15 protein-coding genes are annotated in these 16,023 nt (G+C 67.0%); 6 read left to right on the top strand and 9 right to left on the bottom strand.

The window, feature by feature from the left end; translation table 11 throughout:
- Positions 1–2: 2 nt before the first annotated feature.
- Both mog and yjgA read right to left on the bottom strand, forming a co-directional pair.
- A complete protein-coding gene (gene mog, locus AC1RRP_RS01280; RefSeq protein ID WP_493032469.1) occupies positions 3–599 on the bottom strand; it encodes a molybdopterin adenylyltransferase in 597 nt (198 codons plus the stop codon).
- Positions 592–1,251 carry a ribosome biogenesis factor YjgA gene (gene yjgA, locus AC1RRP_RS01275; RefSeq protein ID WP_493032467.1) on the bottom strand — a complete coding sequence of 220 codons (660 nt, stop codon included), beginning with the start codon at positions 1,249–1,251 and terminating at the stop codon, positions 592–594. The genes mog and yjgA overlap by 8 nt, the downstream gene beginning before the upstream one ends.
- Before the next feature lie 63 nt (positions 1,252–1,314).
- Here yjgA and pmbA point away from each other — a divergent pair, with 63 nt between their 5' ends.
- Positions 1,315–2,694, top strand: a complete 1,380-nt coding sequence (gene pmbA, locus AC1RRP_RS01270) for a metalloprotease PmbA (RefSeq protein WP_493032465.1) — start codon at positions 1,315–1,317, stop codon at positions 2,692–2,694.
- 58 nt (positions 2,695–2,752) lie between these two features.
- On the opposite strand, the gene AC1RRP_RS01265 is transcribed toward pmbA, so the two are convergent.
- The 7 genes from AC1RRP_RS01265 to AC1RRP_RS01235 all read right to left on the bottom strand — a co-directional run bounded on the left by AC1RRP_RS01265 (position 2,753) and on the right by AC1RRP_RS01235 (position 10,185).
- Positions 2,753–3,706: a Bug family tripartite tricarboxylate transporter substrate binding protein gene (locus AC1RRP_RS01265; RefSeq protein ID WP_493032463.1), complete on the bottom strand. Its 954-nt coding sequence runs from the start codon at positions 3,704–3,706 to the stop codon at positions 2,753–2,755.
- A gap of 48 nt (positions 3,707–3,754) precedes the next feature.
- Entirely contained in the window at positions 3,755–5,320 is a 1,566-nt protein-coding gene (garD, locus tag AC1RRP_RS01260) for a galactarate dehydratase (RefSeq protein WP_493032461.1), read from the bottom strand.
- 25 nt (positions 5,321–5,345) lie between these two features.
- Positions 5,346–6,428, bottom strand: a complete 1,083-nt coding sequence (locus tag AC1RRP_RS01255) for a lactonase family protein (RefSeq protein WP_493032460.1) — start codon at positions 6,426–6,428, stop codon at positions 5,346–5,348.
- 28 nt (positions 6,429–6,456) lie between these two features.
- Entirely contained in the window at positions 6,457–7,746 is a 1,290-nt protein-coding gene (locus AC1RRP_RS01250; RefSeq protein ID WP_493032458.1) for a TRAP transporter large permease, read from the bottom strand.
- The gene (locus AC1RRP_RS01245) at positions 7,737–8,225 is read right to left on the bottom strand and encodes a TRAP transporter small permease (protein ID WP_493032456.1); all 489 of its coding nucleotides are present in this window, start codon (positions 8,223–8,225) and stop codon (positions 7,737–7,739) included. The genes AC1RRP_RS01250 and AC1RRP_RS01245 overlap by 10 nt, the downstream gene beginning before the upstream one ends.
- Positions 8,226–8,334: 109 nt before the next feature.
- Complete coding sequence (locus tag AC1RRP_RS01240; RefSeq protein ID WP_493032454.1) at positions 8,335–9,306, bottom strand: TRAP transporter substrate-binding protein; 972 nt, start codon at positions 9,304–9,306, stop codon at positions 8,335–8,337.
- Between the two features lie 54 nt (positions 9,307–9,360).
- Positions 9,361–10,185, bottom strand: a complete 825-nt coding sequence (locus AC1RRP_RS01235) for an NAD-dependent epimerase/dehydratase family protein (RefSeq protein ID WP_493032452.1) — start codon at positions 10,183–10,185, stop codon at positions 9,361–9,363.
- Between the two features lie 139 nt (positions 10,186–10,324).
- Here AC1RRP_RS01235 and AC1RRP_RS01230 point away from each other — a divergent pair, with 139 nt between their 5' ends.
- The 5 genes from AC1RRP_RS01230 to AC1RRP_RS01210 all read left to right on the top strand — a co-directional run bounded on the left by AC1RRP_RS01230 (position 10,325) and on the right by AC1RRP_RS01210 (position 16,015).
- A complete protein-coding gene (locus AC1RRP_RS01230; RefSeq protein WP_493032450.1) occupies positions 10,325–11,074 on the top strand; it encodes a FadR/GntR family transcriptional regulator in 750 nt (249 codons plus the stop codon).
- A 127-nt stretch (positions 11,075–11,201) separates the two neighbouring features.
- The gene (gene kdgD, locus AC1RRP_RS01225; protein ID WP_493032448.1) at positions 11,202–12,113 is read left to right on the top strand and encodes a 5-dehydro-4-deoxyglucarate dehydratase; all 912 of its coding nucleotides are present in this window, start codon (positions 11,202–11,204) and stop codon (positions 12,111–12,113) included.
- A gap of 32 nt (positions 12,114–12,145) precedes the next feature.
- On the top strand, positions 12,146–13,099 hold the full coding sequence (locus AC1RRP_RS01220; RefSeq protein ID WP_493032446.1) for a Bug family tripartite tricarboxylate transporter substrate binding protein: 954 nt from the start codon (positions 12,146–12,148) through the stop codon (positions 13,097–13,099).
- A 72-nt stretch (positions 13,100–13,171) separates the two neighbouring features.
- A complete protein-coding gene (gene gudD, locus AC1RRP_RS01215; RefSeq protein WP_493032443.1) occupies positions 13,172–14,506 on the top strand; it encodes a glucarate dehydratase in 1,335 nt (444 codons plus the stop codon).
- A 15-nt stretch (positions 14,507–14,521) separates the two neighbouring features.
- The gene (locus tag AC1RRP_RS01210) at positions 14,522–16,015 is read left to right on the top strand and encodes an aldehyde dehydrogenase (NADP(+)) (RefSeq protein ID WP_493032441.1); all 1,494 of its coding nucleotides are present in this window, start codon (positions 14,522–14,524) and stop codon (positions 16,013–16,015) included.
- The last annotated feature ends 8 nt before the right edge of the window (positions 16,016–16,023 follow it).

The following is a 16,023-nucleotide window of genomic DNA, read 5'->3' as shown; positions in this document are numbered from 1 at the left end:
GCTCAGCCGTTTTTCGGCGGGCGGATGGCCGACTTGGGGCGGAAGGCCTTGCAGACCTCGTCCTTGGTTTCCATGTACGGGCCGCCGATCAGGTCCACGCAGTAGGGCACGGCGGCAAAGATGCCGGCCACGATCGACTTGCCTTCGGCGTCCTTCAGGCCCTCCAGCGTTTCCTGGATGGATTTGGGTTGGCCCGGCAGGTTGATGATCAGGCTCTTGGCGCGGATCACCGCGACCTGGCGCGAGAGGATGGCAGTCGGCACGAACTTCAGGCTGATCTGGCGCATCTGCTCGCCAAAGCCCGGCATTTCCTTGTGTGCCACGGCCAGCGTGGCCTCGGGCGTCACGTCGCGCAGGGCCGGGCCCGTGCCACCCGTGGTGAGCACCAGCGAACAGCCGGCGTCCACCAGCTCGATCAGCGTGGCGCTGATGCGGGCCTGCTCGTCGGGGATCAGGCGTGGCTCGAAGGTGATGGGGTTCTTCAGCGCGCGGGTCAGCCAGTCCTGCAGCGCGGGCAGGCCCTTGTCTTCGTAGACGCCGGTGGAGGCGCGGTCGCTGATGGAGACGATGCCGATCTTGATGGGGTCGAAGTCACTCATCGGAGTCCTCAGGGGCTTGCTCTGCGTCGGAGGCGTCGACCGTGGCCAGCAGTTCACGCACCAGCTGGAAGACCTCGCGGTAGGCCCGGCCCTGGCGCGGGGCCAGGCCCTGCGACACGGCGGCCTTGTCGGCGGGGATGGCGTCCTTGCGGGCCTGGCGCACCAGGGCGCGCAGTTGCTGGGTGTCGGTCTGCGGAAAATCCTTGATCCAGGCGGCCACGGCCTCATCGTCGGCGATGAGGCGGTCGCGCCACTGTTCGGCCGTGTGCAGCAGGGCGGTTTCGCGGGCCGAGGGCATGTGCTGTTCGACCAGGGCGGCGCGCGCGGCGTCCAGCACGGCAGGGTCGAGCTGGCGCATGAGCTTGCCGACGAACTGCATCTGGCGGCGCTTGCCCTCGAAGTTGGTGATGCGCTTGGCCTCGGCCATGGCCTCCAGCAGCTTGTCCGGCAGTTCCAGCTTGGCCAGCAGGTCGGCGCGCAGGTTCAGCAGGGATTCGCCCAGCTTCTGCAGCTCGGTGCTCTCGCGCTTGAGGTCGGTGCGGCTGACGTCGGTGTCGCCCCGGAGCTCGCGCTTGAGCTCCAGGTCGAGTTCGCTGCCTTCGGCGACGAACTGGCCTTTGACGTAATAGCCTTTTTTGGGTTTGCGGGACATGTGTGGGGGTGAATTCGTTGTGCCGCAATGCCTGCGTACACGGGCAAGTATCATAGCCTTGCCATGAATAAACCCGATCCTCGCGCCGAAAGCGGCTTCAGCTACAGCCGCGCCTATTTCGAAGAACTCGTGGACGCCGCGCTGGCGCACGCCAAAAAGCTCGGCGCCACCGACGCGGGGGCCGAGGCCTCCGAGGGCTGCGGCCTCAGCGTCTCGGTGCGCAAGGGCGAACTGGAAAACGTGGAGCGCAACCGCGACAAGTCGCTGGGTGTCACCGTCTACCTGGGCCAGCGTCGCGGCAATGCCAGCACCTCCGACTTCTCGCGCGCCGCCATCGAGCAGACCGTGCAGGCGGCCTACGACATCGCACGCTTCACAGCCGAAGACCCGGTGGCCGGCCTGCCCGATGCCGAAGACATTGCGACGCGCACCGATACGCAGCGTGATCTGGACCTCTTCCACCCCTGGAGCATCGACAGCGCCCAGGCCGCCGAACTGGCACGCGCCACCGAAGCCGCGTCCTTTGCGACCGACAAACGCATCACCAACAGCGAGGGCGCGGCGGTGTCGGCCCAGCAGTCGCATTTCTTCAGCGCCCACACCCGGGGTTTTCGCGGGGGTTATCCCAGCTCGCGCCATTCCATTTCGGTCTCGCCGATTGCCGGCAAGGGTGCCGGCATGCAGCGTGACTACTGGTACAGCTCGCACCGCCATCCGGAGGACCTGGCGGTGCCCGAAGCCATCGGTCGTTACGCCGCCGAGCGCGCGCTCAGTCGCCTGAAGTCGCGCAAGATCAGCACCCGCGAAGTGCCGGTGCTGTTCGAGTCGCCGCTGGCTGCCGGCCTGCTCGGTGCGCTGGTGCAGGCCCTCAGCGGTGGCGCCCTGTACCGCAAGAGCTCTTTCCTGCTCGATTCCCTGGGCCAGCAGGTGCTGCCTGCGCACATCGACCTGCTGGAAGATCCCTTCCTGCTGCGCGGCAAGGGCAGCTCGCCCTTCGACGAGGAGGGCGTGCGGGTCCAGCCGCGCTCGGTCATCAACGCCGGGCGCGTGCAGGGCTATTTCCTGAGCAGCTACTCGGCGCGCAAGCTGGGCATGAAAACCACCGGCAACGCCGGCGGCTCGCACAACCTGATCCTGAGTTCGCGCCTCACGAAGGCGGGCGACGACCTGGACGCCATGCTGGAGAAGCTGGGCACCGGCCTCTTTGTCACCGAACTGATGGGCCAGGGCGTGAACTACGTGACCGGCGACTACTCGCGCGGGGCCAGCGGCTTCTGGGTGGACAAGGGCCGCATCGCCTACCCGGTAGAAGAGATCACCATCGCCGGCAATATGAAGGACATGCTCATGGGCATCACGGCCGTGGGCGCTGATGCCTACAACTACGGCGCCAAGACGGTGGGCTCCATCCTCATCAACAGGATGAAGGTAGCGGGCAGTTGAGCCGCCTCAAGCCCATGCAAAAGGCCGCCCCGGGGCGGCCTTTTGTTTTGGCGCGTGCTCACTCAAGCTGGATCTTGGCCTCGTTGACCACGGTCCGCCAGCGGGCGCGTTCCTGCTTGAAGAACTTGTCCTGCTCATCGGGGCTCATGGTCACGACTTCCGCGCCCTGGGCGGTCAGACGGCTGCGTACGTCGGGGCTGCGGATGACCTGGATCAGGGCGGCGTTGAGCCTGTCCACCACCGCCTTGGGCGTGCCGGTGGGCACCAGCACCCCTTGCCAGGTCCCCGATTCAAAACCTTTCAGGCCCTGCTCGGCCAGCGTGGGGATGTTGGCCACCAGGGGCATGCGTGTGGCCTTGGAGATGCCCAGCACCTTGAGCTTGCCGCTCTGCACATGGGGCAGGGTGGCCAGCATGCCGTTCATGGTGACCTGGGTCTGGCCGGCGATGGTGTCGGTCACGGCCTGCACGCCACCCTTGTAGGGGATGAAGGCCCACTCGGCGCCGCTGGCGCGCTGCACGGACACGCCCGCGAGGTGCGGTGCGCTGCCCGTGGCGGTGACGGCGAAATTGAGCTGCGACTTCCTGGACAGGGCCACCAGCTCCTTGAGGTTGTTGGCCTGCACCGAGGGGTGGACCACCAGCATGTGCGGCGAGTAGGCCAGCATGGTCACGCCGCGCAGGTCCTTGGACGGGTCGAAGGGCAGCTTGTAGATCGAGGGGCTGATGGCCAATGCGCCGGTGTCGCACAGCAGCAGGGTCAGGCCGTCGGCCTTGGACTTGGCCACCAGGTCGGCGCCGAGATTGCCGTTGGCGCCGGCGCGGTTTTCCACGATCACGGTCTGCCTGAGCAGGTCCGACAGGGGCTGGCTGATCGATCGCGCGATGATGTCCGAGGAGCCGCCGGGCGGGTAGGGCACGACGATCTTGATGGTGCCGCTCTGGGCGGCGGCACCCAGGCTCAAGGCCGCGAACAGCGCGCCGAGCCAGGTTTTGTGGAATGTGGACAGCATGTGTAGCCCCTTGCTAGTTCTCCGAAAATCGGGTGCCTGGCCTCTGGCTCAGGTCACGGGTGCGGGGTTGAACAAGACGAGTGCGTTGTGCAGCTTCCATTGCTCGGCCCAGGTTTTCTTCTTGCCGCTGGCGACATCGAGCAGCAGGCGGAACAGTTCCCAGCCGGCGTCCTCGATGCTCAGTTCGCCGTCGGCCACACGGCCGGCATTCACGTCCATGAGATCGTGCCAGCGGCGGGCCAGCTCGGTGCGTGTGGCCACCTTGATCACCGGGCATTCGGCCAGGCCGTAGGGCGTGCCGCGGCCTGTGGTGAAGACATGCAGGTTCATGCCCGCGGCCAGCTGCAGCGTGCCGCAGATGAAGTCGCTGGCGGGCGTGGCGGCGTAGACCAGGCCGCGTTGTTCGCGGGCCAGCTTGTTGCCGGGTGAGAGCACGTGGGCGATGGGCGCGGTGCCGCTCTTGATGATGGAGCCCATCGCTTTCTCGACGATGTTCGAGAGGCCGCCGGCCTTGTTGCCCGGCGTGGTGTTGGCGGCGCGGTCCACACGGCCGCGCTCCAGGTACTGGTCGTACCAGCCCAGTTCACGCACGATGGCCTCGGCGACCTCGGGTGTGGCGGCGCGGCTGGTGAGTTGCTCCACGGCGTCGCGCACCTCGGTGTTCTCGCTGAACATGATGGTGGCGCCGGCGCGTACCAGCAGATCGGCCATATAACCCACGGCCGGGTTGGCGGTGACGCCGCTGAAAGCGTCGCTGCCGCCGCACTGCACGCCGACCACCAGCTCGCTGGCGGGCACGGTCTCGCGGCGGCGCCGGTTGAGACGTTCCAGGTGTACCTTGGCGGTGGCGAGGATCGAGTCGATCATGCTCATGAAGCCCACGTGCGCGCTGTCCTGCAGGCAGACCACGTCGAGCACATCGGTTGCACCGCGCTGGTCGCTGATCGGGATGCTGCCCGGGGGCAGCAGGCGCTCGGGCTGCAGCTTCTCGCAGCCCAGGCTGACCACCATGACTTCACCCCCGAAGTTGGGGTTGAGGCTGATGTTGCGCAGCGTGCGGATCGGGATGGGGGCTTCGGGCGCGTCGATGGCCACGCCGCAGCCGTAAGTGTGTTCCAGGCCGACGACGCCGTCCACGTTGGGGTACAGCGGCAGCAGTTCCTTGCGGATGCGTTCGACGGCCACGTCCACCACCCCGGCCACGCACTGCACCGTGGTGGTGATGGCCAGCAGATTGCGCGTGCCCACCGAGCCGTCGGCGTTGCGGTAACCCTCGAAGGTGTAGCCCTCCAGCGGCGCCAGCGGGGTCCGCTTGACCGTGGCCATGGGCAGGCCCTGCAGCTCGCGCGCCGCGGGCATGTCCAGCAGGCGTTCGTGTACCCAGCTGCCGGCGGCGATGGCCGCCTTGGCATAGCCGATGGGCACACCGTAGCGCAGCACGGGCGCACCGGTCGCGATGTCGACCAGCGCGACCTTGTGCGCCTGCGGCACCTTGTCGCGCAGGGTGATGCCCTCGTCGGGCAGGGCGGTGCCGGCCGGCAGGCCGCCCTCGTTGGCGACGATGGCCACGTTGTCCGTGGCGTGCATGCGGATGATGATGGGCTGCGCGTTCATGCTCTAGGTTCTGCTCACACGAGGGTCAGGGGCGATCGACGATCTCGATCCAGTTCGGGTTCTTGCCAACGGGGAGGCGTTGGGTGGGGGTCAGGCGACCGCTCTCGCGGTCGATCTTGTAGAGGGTGACAGAGTTCGAAACCTGGCCGGCGGCGATGAGCCACTGGCCCGAGGCGTCGATCTGGAAACCACGCGGTTGTTGCTCGGTGTCCTGGTGACCGACCAGGCTCAGCGCGCCGGTGCTGGCGTCCACGCGCCAGATCGCCAGGGTGCTGGAGTTGCGTTCGCTGGTGTAGAGGAAACGGCCATCCGGTGTCAGGTGCAGGTCGGCCCCCCAGGGCTTGACGGTGGAACCGGCGGGCAGGGTGGACCAGTGCTGCTTGGGGCTCAGCTGGCCCCTGGTCGCGTCGACCTCGAGCAGCTCCACCGTGGCGTCGAGTTCGCCCAGCAGGTAGGCGTGGCGGCCGTTCGGGTGGAACACCAGGTGGCGCGGGCCGCTGCCCGGGCGTGCCGCCATGGCCGGCGGATCATTGGGTGTGAGCTGGCCGGTGGCGGCGTCGAAGCGCCACTGGAAGACCTGGTCGGTGCCCAGGCTGGTGATGTAGACATGGCGGTTGGCCGCATCGGGCACGGCCGCATGGGCGTTCTTGCCGTTGGACACGATCTGCACGGCGGCAGCGGGTTTGCCCTCGGGACCGATGGGCGAGACGCTGGCACGGTGGCCGCCATAGGAGGCGGCGAAGAGCCAGCGCCCGCTGCGGTCGGTGGCGATGTTGGCCATGCTGTCCGGCAAGGCCGCGCTGCCCAGAGCGCTCAACTGACCCGTCACACCATCGATCGTGAAGGCTGCAGCAGTGTAGGGATCGGAGCGCAGGGCCACGTAGAGCTTCTTCTGGTCCGGGCTCAGCGCCAGCGGCATGGCCGTGCCACCCACGGGCACGGCCTGGAGGGCACGCAGGGTGCCCTGGCGCTTGTCCAGTTCCAGCACGCTGATCTCGCGGCTGTCGGCGTTGGTCACATAAGCCGTGGCGGTGGTGGAGGTGGCGCAGCCTTGCAGCATCAGGACACCCGCGACTGCGGCTCCAAAGAGGAGTCTGTGCCAAGACATGAAAGCGGTCTCCTTGAGGTTTCCGGGTTCATTTCATCAGGCCCGGCAGCCACAGCGAGAAGGCCGGCACATAGGTGACCAGCAGCAGGCAGACCCCCAGGGCGCCGTAGAAGGGCGCGATGGAGCGCATGACCTGCCCGACCGATATCTCCCCGATCGCGCAGCCCACGAACTGGACGGAGCCGACCGGCGGCGTGTTCAGGCCCAGTGCGCAGTTGATCAGCATCACGATGCCGAACTGCAGCGGGTCCATGCCGAATTGCATGGCGATGGGCATGAAGATGGGGGTGCAGATCAGGATGGTGGCGGCCATGTCCAGGAAGGTGCCCAGCAGGAACAGCAGCACGTTGATCATCAGGAAGATGACCCAGGGCTCGCTGCTCACGCTTTGCATCAGCTCGCCCGTCTTCTGCGGCACTTCGTACAGCGCCATGAAATAACCGAAGGCGGCCGAGATGCCGATGAGCAGCAGCACCACGCCCGTGGTCTTGCAGGCCTTGGCACAGGCCTTGAGGAAGTTCTTCCAGCTCAGCGAGCGGTAGACCACGGTGGTGATCAGCAGCGCCCAGGCCACGGCGATGGAGGCGGACTCCGTTGCCGTGAAGACCCCCGAGAGGATGCCGCCCAGGATGATGACGACCACCAGCAGGCCCGGCATGGCCGCGGCGAAGGCCAGACCGACCTCGCGCCAGCCGGGGAAGGCGCCGTGCGTGGGGTAACCGCGTTTCACGGCCACCCAGTAGGCAGCAGCCAGGTTGCACAGCGTCAGCAGGATGGCCGGGATCAGGCCGGCCAGGATGAGGCCGACGATGCTGATCGAGGCGATGCCCGAGGTGGCCAGCGTGAAGATGATCAAGTTGTGCGAGGTCGGCATGATGGCGCCGACCAGGGCCGCATGGGTGGTGACGTTGACCGCGTAGTCGGCGTCGTAGCCCTCCTTTTTCATCAGGGGGATCATCACCGAGCCCATGGCCGAGACATCGGCCAGGGGCGAGCCGGCAACACCGCCGAACAGCGTGCAGCCCACCACGTTGCTCATGCCCAGGCCGCCGCGCACATGGCCCACCAGGCTGTTGGCGAAACGCACAATGCGCTCGGCGATGCCGCCGTAGAGCATGAGCTCACCGGCGAAGACGAAGAAGGGGATGGCCAGGAAGCTGAAGACCTGCATGCCGCCGACCATCTTCTGGAAGACGACGGCCACGGGCAGGCCGGCCGCGATGATGGTCGCCACGGAGGACAGGCCAATCGCAAAAGCCACGGGCACGCCCAGCAACAGCAGGACGGTGAAACTCAGGGCGAGGACGGTCAGTTCCATGCGGGCACCACTTCCTTGCCTTGCAGCAGCGCTGCGATGTGTTCAATCGAGAACAGGACGATCAGGATGCCGGCGATGATCAGCGGCACGTAGTCGATCCCGTCGGGGACGGGGAGCATGGGTTTCTTCTCGCTCCATTTGGCGGAGGCCCACAGCCAGCCGCCCTTGGCCATCAGCGCGCCGAACAGGCCCACCAGCGCGTGGATCAGCAGTTCGATGCCGTGTTGCCATTTCGGCGGCAGCAGTTGCACCATCGACTCCAGGCCGATGTGGCCGGCATCGCGTACGCCGACCGCCAGGCCGAAGGCCGTGACAAAGAGGACGAGCAACATGGCCAGGGCCTCGGCCCAGGTCGGTGTGTCGTTGAAGACGTAACGGCCGATCACCTGCCATTGCACGCACAGGATCACGGCGAGCAGGCCGACGATGGCGAGGCCCAAGCTCAGGCGTGAGAGCCCGGCGCAGAGTTTTGTGTACATATCTGGGATTTAGGGGAGTTGTTCCAAGGCTGCCGAGGAGCCGGCTTGGCCGGACCGCTGGCAGCGCCCCCTGGAGGGGGAGGCGCCAGCGGCGCCTCGCGGGTGGGCCTTACTTCGTGTCCTGCACGGCCTTGACCAGGCGCTTCATGTCGGGCGTGGTCATGAACTTCTCATACACCGGGCCCATCACGGCCTGGAAGGACGCCTTGTCGACCTCGATGATCTGGGCGCCCTGGGCCTTCACGTTGGCCAGCGACTTGGTTTCCTGCTCGTCCCACTTCTTGCGCTGGAAAGCCACCGATTCCTTGGCGGCCGAGCGGACCATGTCCTGCTCCGCCTTGGACAGCTTGTCCCAGGTGATCTTGGACATCAGCAGCATTTCCGGTGCCATCGAGTGCTCGGTCTTGGAGTACATCTTGACGGCCTCGGCGTGCTTGGCGGTGTCGAAGGAGGGGATGTTGTTCTCGGCCGCATCGATGAGGCCGGTCTTCAGACCCGTGTAGACCTCGCCGTAGGGCATGGGCGTGGCGTTGGCACCCATGGCGCTGACCAGGGCGACCCACAGGTCGGACTGCTGCACGCGGATCTTCAGGCCCTTGGCATCGGCCACGGTCTTGATCGGCTTCTTGGCGTAGATGGAGCGGGCGCCGCTGTCATAGAAGGCCAGGCCGATGAAACCGGCCGACTCGCAGTTCCTGAGGATTTCCTCGCCGATCGGGCCGTCCAGCGACTTGCGCATATGCTCCACCGAGCGGAACAGGAAGGGCATGGTGGGGACCTGCGTCAGCGGGCAGATGCCGTTCATGGGGCTGATGTTCACGCGGGTCATTTCCAGCGCGCCGATCTTGACCTGGTCAATGGTTTCCTTCTCGGAACCCAGGGCGCCCTTGTTGAAGACCTTGATCTTGTGCTTGCCGCCACTCTTCTTCTCGAGCTGCTCGCTCATGTACTTGACAGCCACCACGGTGGGGTAGTCGTCGGCGTTGTGGATGTCGGCCGAGCGGAACTCCAGGGCCTGGGCGGCGCCTGCCAGGCCGAGCGCTGCCAGCAGCGTGATGAGGGTGCGGGGATGGGCTTTCACTTGGGTCTCCTTGTGGTTTGAGGTGGGTGCGTTGGGAAAGGGGGAGTCCAGGGCTCAACTCTCGAACGGCCCCTGCTTGACGAAGCCGCCGCCCTGGTAGATGGCGATCGGGTCCTTGCCGTCGAGGTGGGGCTGGCGGGCCTCGACCGCGGGGCGGAAGCGCTCCGAGCTGTCCTGCGGGCGGTAGCCGATGTGGCGGGCCTGGGTGTTGTCATACCAGGCCGTGGCGTTGTCGCTGATGCCATAGATGACGCTGTGTCCGACGATGGGTGCCGTCAGCGAGGACATGACCAGGCGCTCCAGGTCGTCGTAGCTCATCCAGCTGGCCAGCATGCGCCGGTCTTTGGGTTCGGGGAAGGAGGAGCCGATGCGCAGCGAGACCGTTTCGATGCCGTAGCGGTCCCAGTAGAACTGGGCCAGGTTCTCGCCGAAGGCCTTGGACAGGCCGTAATAGCTGTCGGGGCGCATGCGCACCTCGGTACCGATCACCTCGTCCTGACGGTAGAAGCCCGTCACATGGTTGGAGCTGGCGAAGACGATGCGTTTGGCGCCGTGCCGGCGGGCGCCTTCGTAGACATGGTAGGTGCCGAGGATGTTGGCCGGCAGGATCTCTTCGAAAGCGTGTTCGGTCGAGATGCCGCCCAGGTGGACCACCGCATCCACTCCCTTGAGCAGGGCATCCACGGCCTTTTTGTCTTCCAGGGCTGCGGGCATGACCTCCTCGCCGGGGCCGGCCGGGCCGAGGTCGGCGATGTCCGACAGGCGCAGCACATCACAGTAGGCCTTGAGGCGGGCGCGCAGTTCCTTGCCCAGGCCACCGGCGGCGCCGGTGAGCAGGAGTCGGCTGAAACGAAGAGGGGTGGGGTGGGCAGTCGGCATGAAAATCTTGGGGCGGGGGTGCTGGGGTGGATCGGCTACAGTGTTGTTACGACTTGCATTTTGTCGTCAGTTGTCATACAACTATCTTCCTTGATGCGAACCGATCTTGTCAATCTCAAAATACCTGGGGTAAACCCTGATGAGCTCTAGCCTTCCGCCCGTCCAACGTCGCCGGCCCCGCACGCTGGCGCTGGAACTCGTCGATTCTTTGGGCGACCGGATCCGCGACGGCCGCATCGTCCCCGGCGACAAGCTGCCGACCGAGGCCGCCATCATGGAGGAGTTCGGCGTGAGCCGCACCGTGGTGCGCGAGGCGATTTCCAAGCTGCAGGCCTCGGGCCTGGTGGAGACGCGCCACGGCATCGGCACCTTTGTCGTCGGCCTGGGCGATGGCGCGGCCTTCCGCATCGCGCCGGAGCAGATCGCCACCCTGCATGACGTGATCGCCGTGCTGGAGCTGCGCATCGGCCTGGAGACCGAGGCCGCCGCCCTGGCCGCGGCGCGGCGCACCGAGCGCAACCTGGCAGAAATGCGCTCGGCGCTAGATGGTTTTGCCGCCGCGCTGGCGGAGGGGCGTGATGCCGTGGGCCCCGACTTCCAGTTTCACCAGGAAATCGCACGCGCCACGCAGAACCCCCACTTTGCCGAACTCATGAGCACCCTGGGCGCGATGATCATCCCGCGTGCCCGCCTGGGGGCGGCCGAGGGGGTCAGTGAGGCCCAGCGCAGTTACCTGCTGCGCGCCAATGCCGAGCACGAGAACATCTTCGATGCCATCGCCAACCGGGATTCGGATGCGGCCCGCGCGGCCATGCGCACGCACCTGGCCAACAGCCGGGAGCGCCGCCGCCGTGCGGCCGTGCTCTCAGCCGACCCCGCTGGCAAGTAGCTTTTCTGGTGTTTTCCGGGATCTCGGGGCCCGGAAGGGGCTTGGACAAGACGTTTCTGTGTTGTATGATGACTGACAACAAAAGATCTGTCCTGTCTTTTATCGCCCTGACTTCCGGAGACTCACCATGCAAGCCCAAGAACTCAAATCCATCATGTCCAGCGGACTGCTGTCCTTCCCGCTGACCGACTTTGACGCGCAGGAAAACTTCAACCCCAAGGGTTACGCCGCCCGCCTGGAGTGGCTGGCCCCCTACGGCGCCAGCGCACTGTTCGCCGCCGGCGGCACGGGTGAGTTCTTCTCGCTGACGGGCGACGAGTACACCCGCATCATCAAGACCGCCGTCGACACCTGCCGCGGCAAGGTGCCCATCATCGCGGGCGCCGGTGGCCCCACGCGTTTTGCCATCCAGTGCGCACAGGAGGCCGAGCGCGCCGGTGCCCACGGCATCTTGCTGCTGCCGCACTACCTGACCGAAGCCGGCCAGGAAGGCCTGATCGCCCATGTGGAGCAGGTCTGCAAGAGCGTGAAGTTCGGTGTCATCGTCTACAACCGCAACGTCTGCCGACTCACGCCCGACTCCCTGGCCATCCTGGCCGACCGCTGCCCCAACCTGATCGGCTTCAAGGACGGCATCGGCGACATCGAACTCATGTCCTCTGTCTACATGAAGATGGGCGACCGTTTCGCCTACCTGGGCGGCCTGCCCACGGCCGAGGTCTACGCCGCGGCCTACAAGGCCCTGGGCACGCCGGTCTATTCCTCGGCGGTGTTCAACTTCATTCCCAAGACCGCGATGGACTTCTATCATGCAGTGGCCAGGGACGACATGGCGACCCAGCATCGCCTGCTGCGGGAGTTCTTCATGCCCTACCTGCAGATCCGCAACAAGGGCCAGGGGTACGCGGTGAGCATCGTCAAGGCCGGCGCCAAGCTGGTCGGCCGCGATGCCGGCCCGGTGCGTGCGCCACTGACCGACCTGAAACCGGCCGAGATGGAAGAATTGGCCGCGTTGATCAGGAAGCTGGGCCCGCAGTAAATCCGTTCCCCATCACAACGAAGGAGACCACGATGAAAAAGTTTCTGTCCCTGCTGGTACTGACCGCCGCCACCTGCAGCGCCTGGGCCTGGCCCGACAAGCCCGTCACGCTGCTCGTGCCTTTCCCGCCGGGCGGTTCGACCGATCTGATCGCCCGCACCCTGGCGCCCAAGCTGCAGGAGAAGCTGGGCGGCAGTTTCCTGGTCGACAACAAGGCCGGCGCGACCGGCACCATCGGCGCCGGCCAGGTGGCCCGCTCGGCACCCGACGGCCACACCCTGCTCGTGGCCTCGCTCGGCCCCTATGTGATCGCCCCGCATCTGATGGCCAAGGTGCCGTACGACGCGCTCAAGGATTTCGACTACATCAGCGTGGCCGTGCAGGCGCCCAACGTGCTCGTGGTGCCCGCCGCCTCGGCGCACAACTCGCTGGCCGACGTGCTGGCCTGGTTGCGCGCCAACCCCGACAAGATGACCTTCGCCTCCTCGGGCAACGGCAGCAGCGACCACCTCACCGCCGAGCTGTTCTGGCAGCAGACCAGGACCACCGGCATCCATATCCCCTACAAGGGCGGCGGCCCGGTGATGAACGACCTGCTGGGCAACCAGGTGGATTCGTCCTTCATGAACATCAACACGGCCATGCCGCAGATCAAGGCCGGCAAGCTCAAGGCCCTGGCCATCACCAGTGCCCAGCGCTCGCCGCTGCTGCCGAATGTGCCCAGCCTGGAAGAGTCCGGCATCAAGGACGCCAACGTCTATTCCTGGCAGGCCATCGCCGCGCCCAAGGGTCTGCCGGCCGACATCAAGGCCAGGTTGCACGCCGCCATCGTGGCCGGCCTGAACGACCCGGCCGTCAAGCCCAAGCTGCTGGACCTCGGCTTCGAGATCGTGGGCAGCACGCCGGCGCAGTTCACGGCCTACCAGGCCGCGGAATTCGCCCGCTGGAAGCAGCTCATCACGAGCCGCAAGATCTCCGCCGATTGATCCCGGCCCGCCTGCACCTGCCCCGGCCGGGGCGGGTGCAGGCGGGCTGATCCTGTCCTTGCGATTGCCCTCATGTCCACCGCCTCCACCCCCCTGGTCACCGAACTGCGCGTCATCCCTGTCGCCGGCCGTGACAGCATGCTGCTCAACCTCAGCGGCGCCCATGCCCCCTTCTTCACGCGCAACCTGCTGATCCTGCGCGACAGCGCCGGCCACACCGGCGTGGGCGAAGTACCCGGCGGCGAGAAGATCCGCCAGACGCTGGAGGACGCGCGCGCCCTGGTCGTGGGCCAGCCCATCGGCGCGCACCAGCGCGTGCTGCAGCAGGTGCATCAGAAGTTCGCCGATCGCGACGCCGGTGGCCGCGGCCTGCAGACCTTCGACCTGCGCACCACCATCCATGCCGTGACGGCCGTCGAGTCTGCGCTGCTGGACCTGCTGGGCCAGCACCTGGACGTGCCCGTGGCGGCCCTGCTCGGCGAAGGCCAGCAACGTGACGCGGTGGAGATGCTCGGTTACCTCTTCTTCGTGGGCGACCGCAAGAAGACCGACTTGCCCTATGCCAGTGAGCCGGGCGCCGACAACGACTGGTTCCGCCTGCGGCACGAAGAGGCCATGACACCGCAGGCCGTGGTGCGCCTGGCCGAAGCCGCGCGCGAAAAGTACGGCTTCAACGACTTCAAGCTCAAGGGTGGTGTGCTGCGCGGCGACGAAGAAGTCGACGCCGTGATCGCGCTGCACGAGCGCTTCCCGCAGGCGCGCGTGACGCTGGACCCGAACGGCGGCTGGTTGCTGAAAGACGCGATCCGCCTGGGCCAGCGCATGCGCGGGGTGGTGGCCTATGCCGAAGACCCCTGCGGTGCCGAAGACGGCTTTTCAGGCCGCGAGGTCATGGCCGAATTCCGCCGCGCCACCGGCCTGCCCACCGCGACCAATATGGTGGCGACCGACTGGCGCCAGCTCAGCCACGCGCTTTCGCTGCAAAGCGTGGACATCCCGCTGGCCGATCCGCATTTCTGGACCATGGCCGGCTCGGTGCGCGTGGCGCAGACCTGCCGCGACTGGGGTCTGACCTGGGGCTCGCACTCCAACAACCACTTCGACGTCTCGCTGGCCATGTTCACCCACGTGGGCGCGGCCGCGCCCGGCAAGGTCACGGCCATCGACACGCACTGGATCTGGCAGGACGGCCAGCGTCTCACCAAGGAGCCGCTGCAGATCGTGGGCGGCCACGTGCAGGTGCCCAGGAAGCCCGGCCTGGGTGTGGAACTCGACATGGTCGAGGTTGAGAAAGCACATCAACTCTATCTGCAGCACGGCCTGGGCTCGCGCGACGACGCCACCGCCATGCAGTACCTGATCCCCGGCTGGAAGTTCGACAACAAGCGGCCCTGCATGGTTCGCTGATTTTCCGAGACAAACATGAGCACCCACTTTTCTTCCTGCAACGCGCGCACCGGCGAAGTGCTGGACACGCTGACGGCTTCCACGGCGGCTGACATCGACGCGGCCGCCCATGCCGCCGCCGCCGCTTTCCCGCTCTGGCAGGCCAGCAGCGGCGTCCAGCGCGCCACGCTCTTGCGTGCCCTGGCTAGCGGTCTGGAAGCCGGTCGTGAAGCCCTCGTGGCCCTGGCCGACCAGGAAACCGCGCTGGGCCCCGTGCGTCTCAACGGCGAACTCGATCGCACGGCCTTCCAGCTGCGCCGTTTCGCCGGCATCGCCGAGCGTGGTGTGCCTTTCGATCACCTCGTTGACCCCGCCGTGGCCGGTGCGCCGCCCGCGGGTCATCCCGCCATGCAGCGCTGGGCTGTGCCCCTGGGCCCCGTGGCCATGTACGCGGCCAGCAACTTCCCCTTCGCCTTCTCGGTGCTCGGCGGCGACACGGCATCGGCCCTGGCCGCCGGTTGCCCGGTGGTGATCAAGGGCCATCCGGGCCATCCGCAGCTCACGCAGCAGACCTGGGCGCTGATCCAGCGGGTGTTGGCCGCGCAGAACCTGCCGGCCGGCCTCGTGGGCCTGGTGCAGGGTGCGGCTAACGAGGTGGGGGTGCAGCTCGTGCGTCACCCGGCCATCGCGGCCGCGGCCTTCACGGGCTCGACGCGCGGCGGTGCCGCGCTGGCGGCCGAGGCCGCGGCGCGTCCGCGCCCGATTCCCTTCTATGGCGAGCTGGGTTCCATCAACCCCGTGATCGCCTTGCCGGCCGAGCTGAAGGCCAAGGGGGCCGAGCTGGCCACCACGCTGGCCGGCTCCATCACCCTGGGCTGCGGCCAGTTCTGCACCAACCCGGGTGTGATCGTGCTGCTCGATGCCGGGCAGGCCGATGCCAAGGCCGTCAACGATGCCTTCGTGCAGCAACTGGGTCTGGCCCTGGCCGGCCAGAACCCGCATGCCATGCTCACGCAGGGCATGCGCAGGAACTTCGAGGCCGGCATCGCCCATTGGGGCGAGGCCGGTGCCGCCTTCGTCGTGCACGAGGTCGCCGCTGCGGATCAGCCGCCGCGCCCGGTGCTGGCGCAGGTGGGCGCGGACGCTTTCATCGCCAAGCTGGCCCTGCGTGAAGAGGTCTTTGGTCCCAGCAGCCTCGTGGTGCGTGCGGCCAGCGTGGCCCAGGTCCTGCAGGTGTTGCAGGCCGTGGGCGGCTCGCTGACCGTCACGGTCTGGGGCGCGCAGACCGAGAGCGCCGATGTGCAGGCGCTGGTGCGCGGTGCCATGGCCATCGCCGGCCGGGTGCTGTTCGCCGGTGTGCCCACGGGCGTGGCCGTCACGGCCGCCCAGCAACACGGCGGACCCTGGCCCAGCAGCACGCGGCCCGAGAGCACTTCGGTCGGTGATGCGGCACTGGTCCGTTTCCTGCGCCCGGTTTCGCTGCAGGATGCGCCGGCCTGGCTGCTCGCGCGCCAGGGCCGGCCACTCTGATTTAGCCC

This window comes from Hylemonella sp. GW821-FHT12C09 (assembly GCF_058807395.1).
The sequence above is the reverse complement of the archived record's forward strand: the minus strand, read 5'-3'. Positions and strand labels throughout refer to the sequence as shown.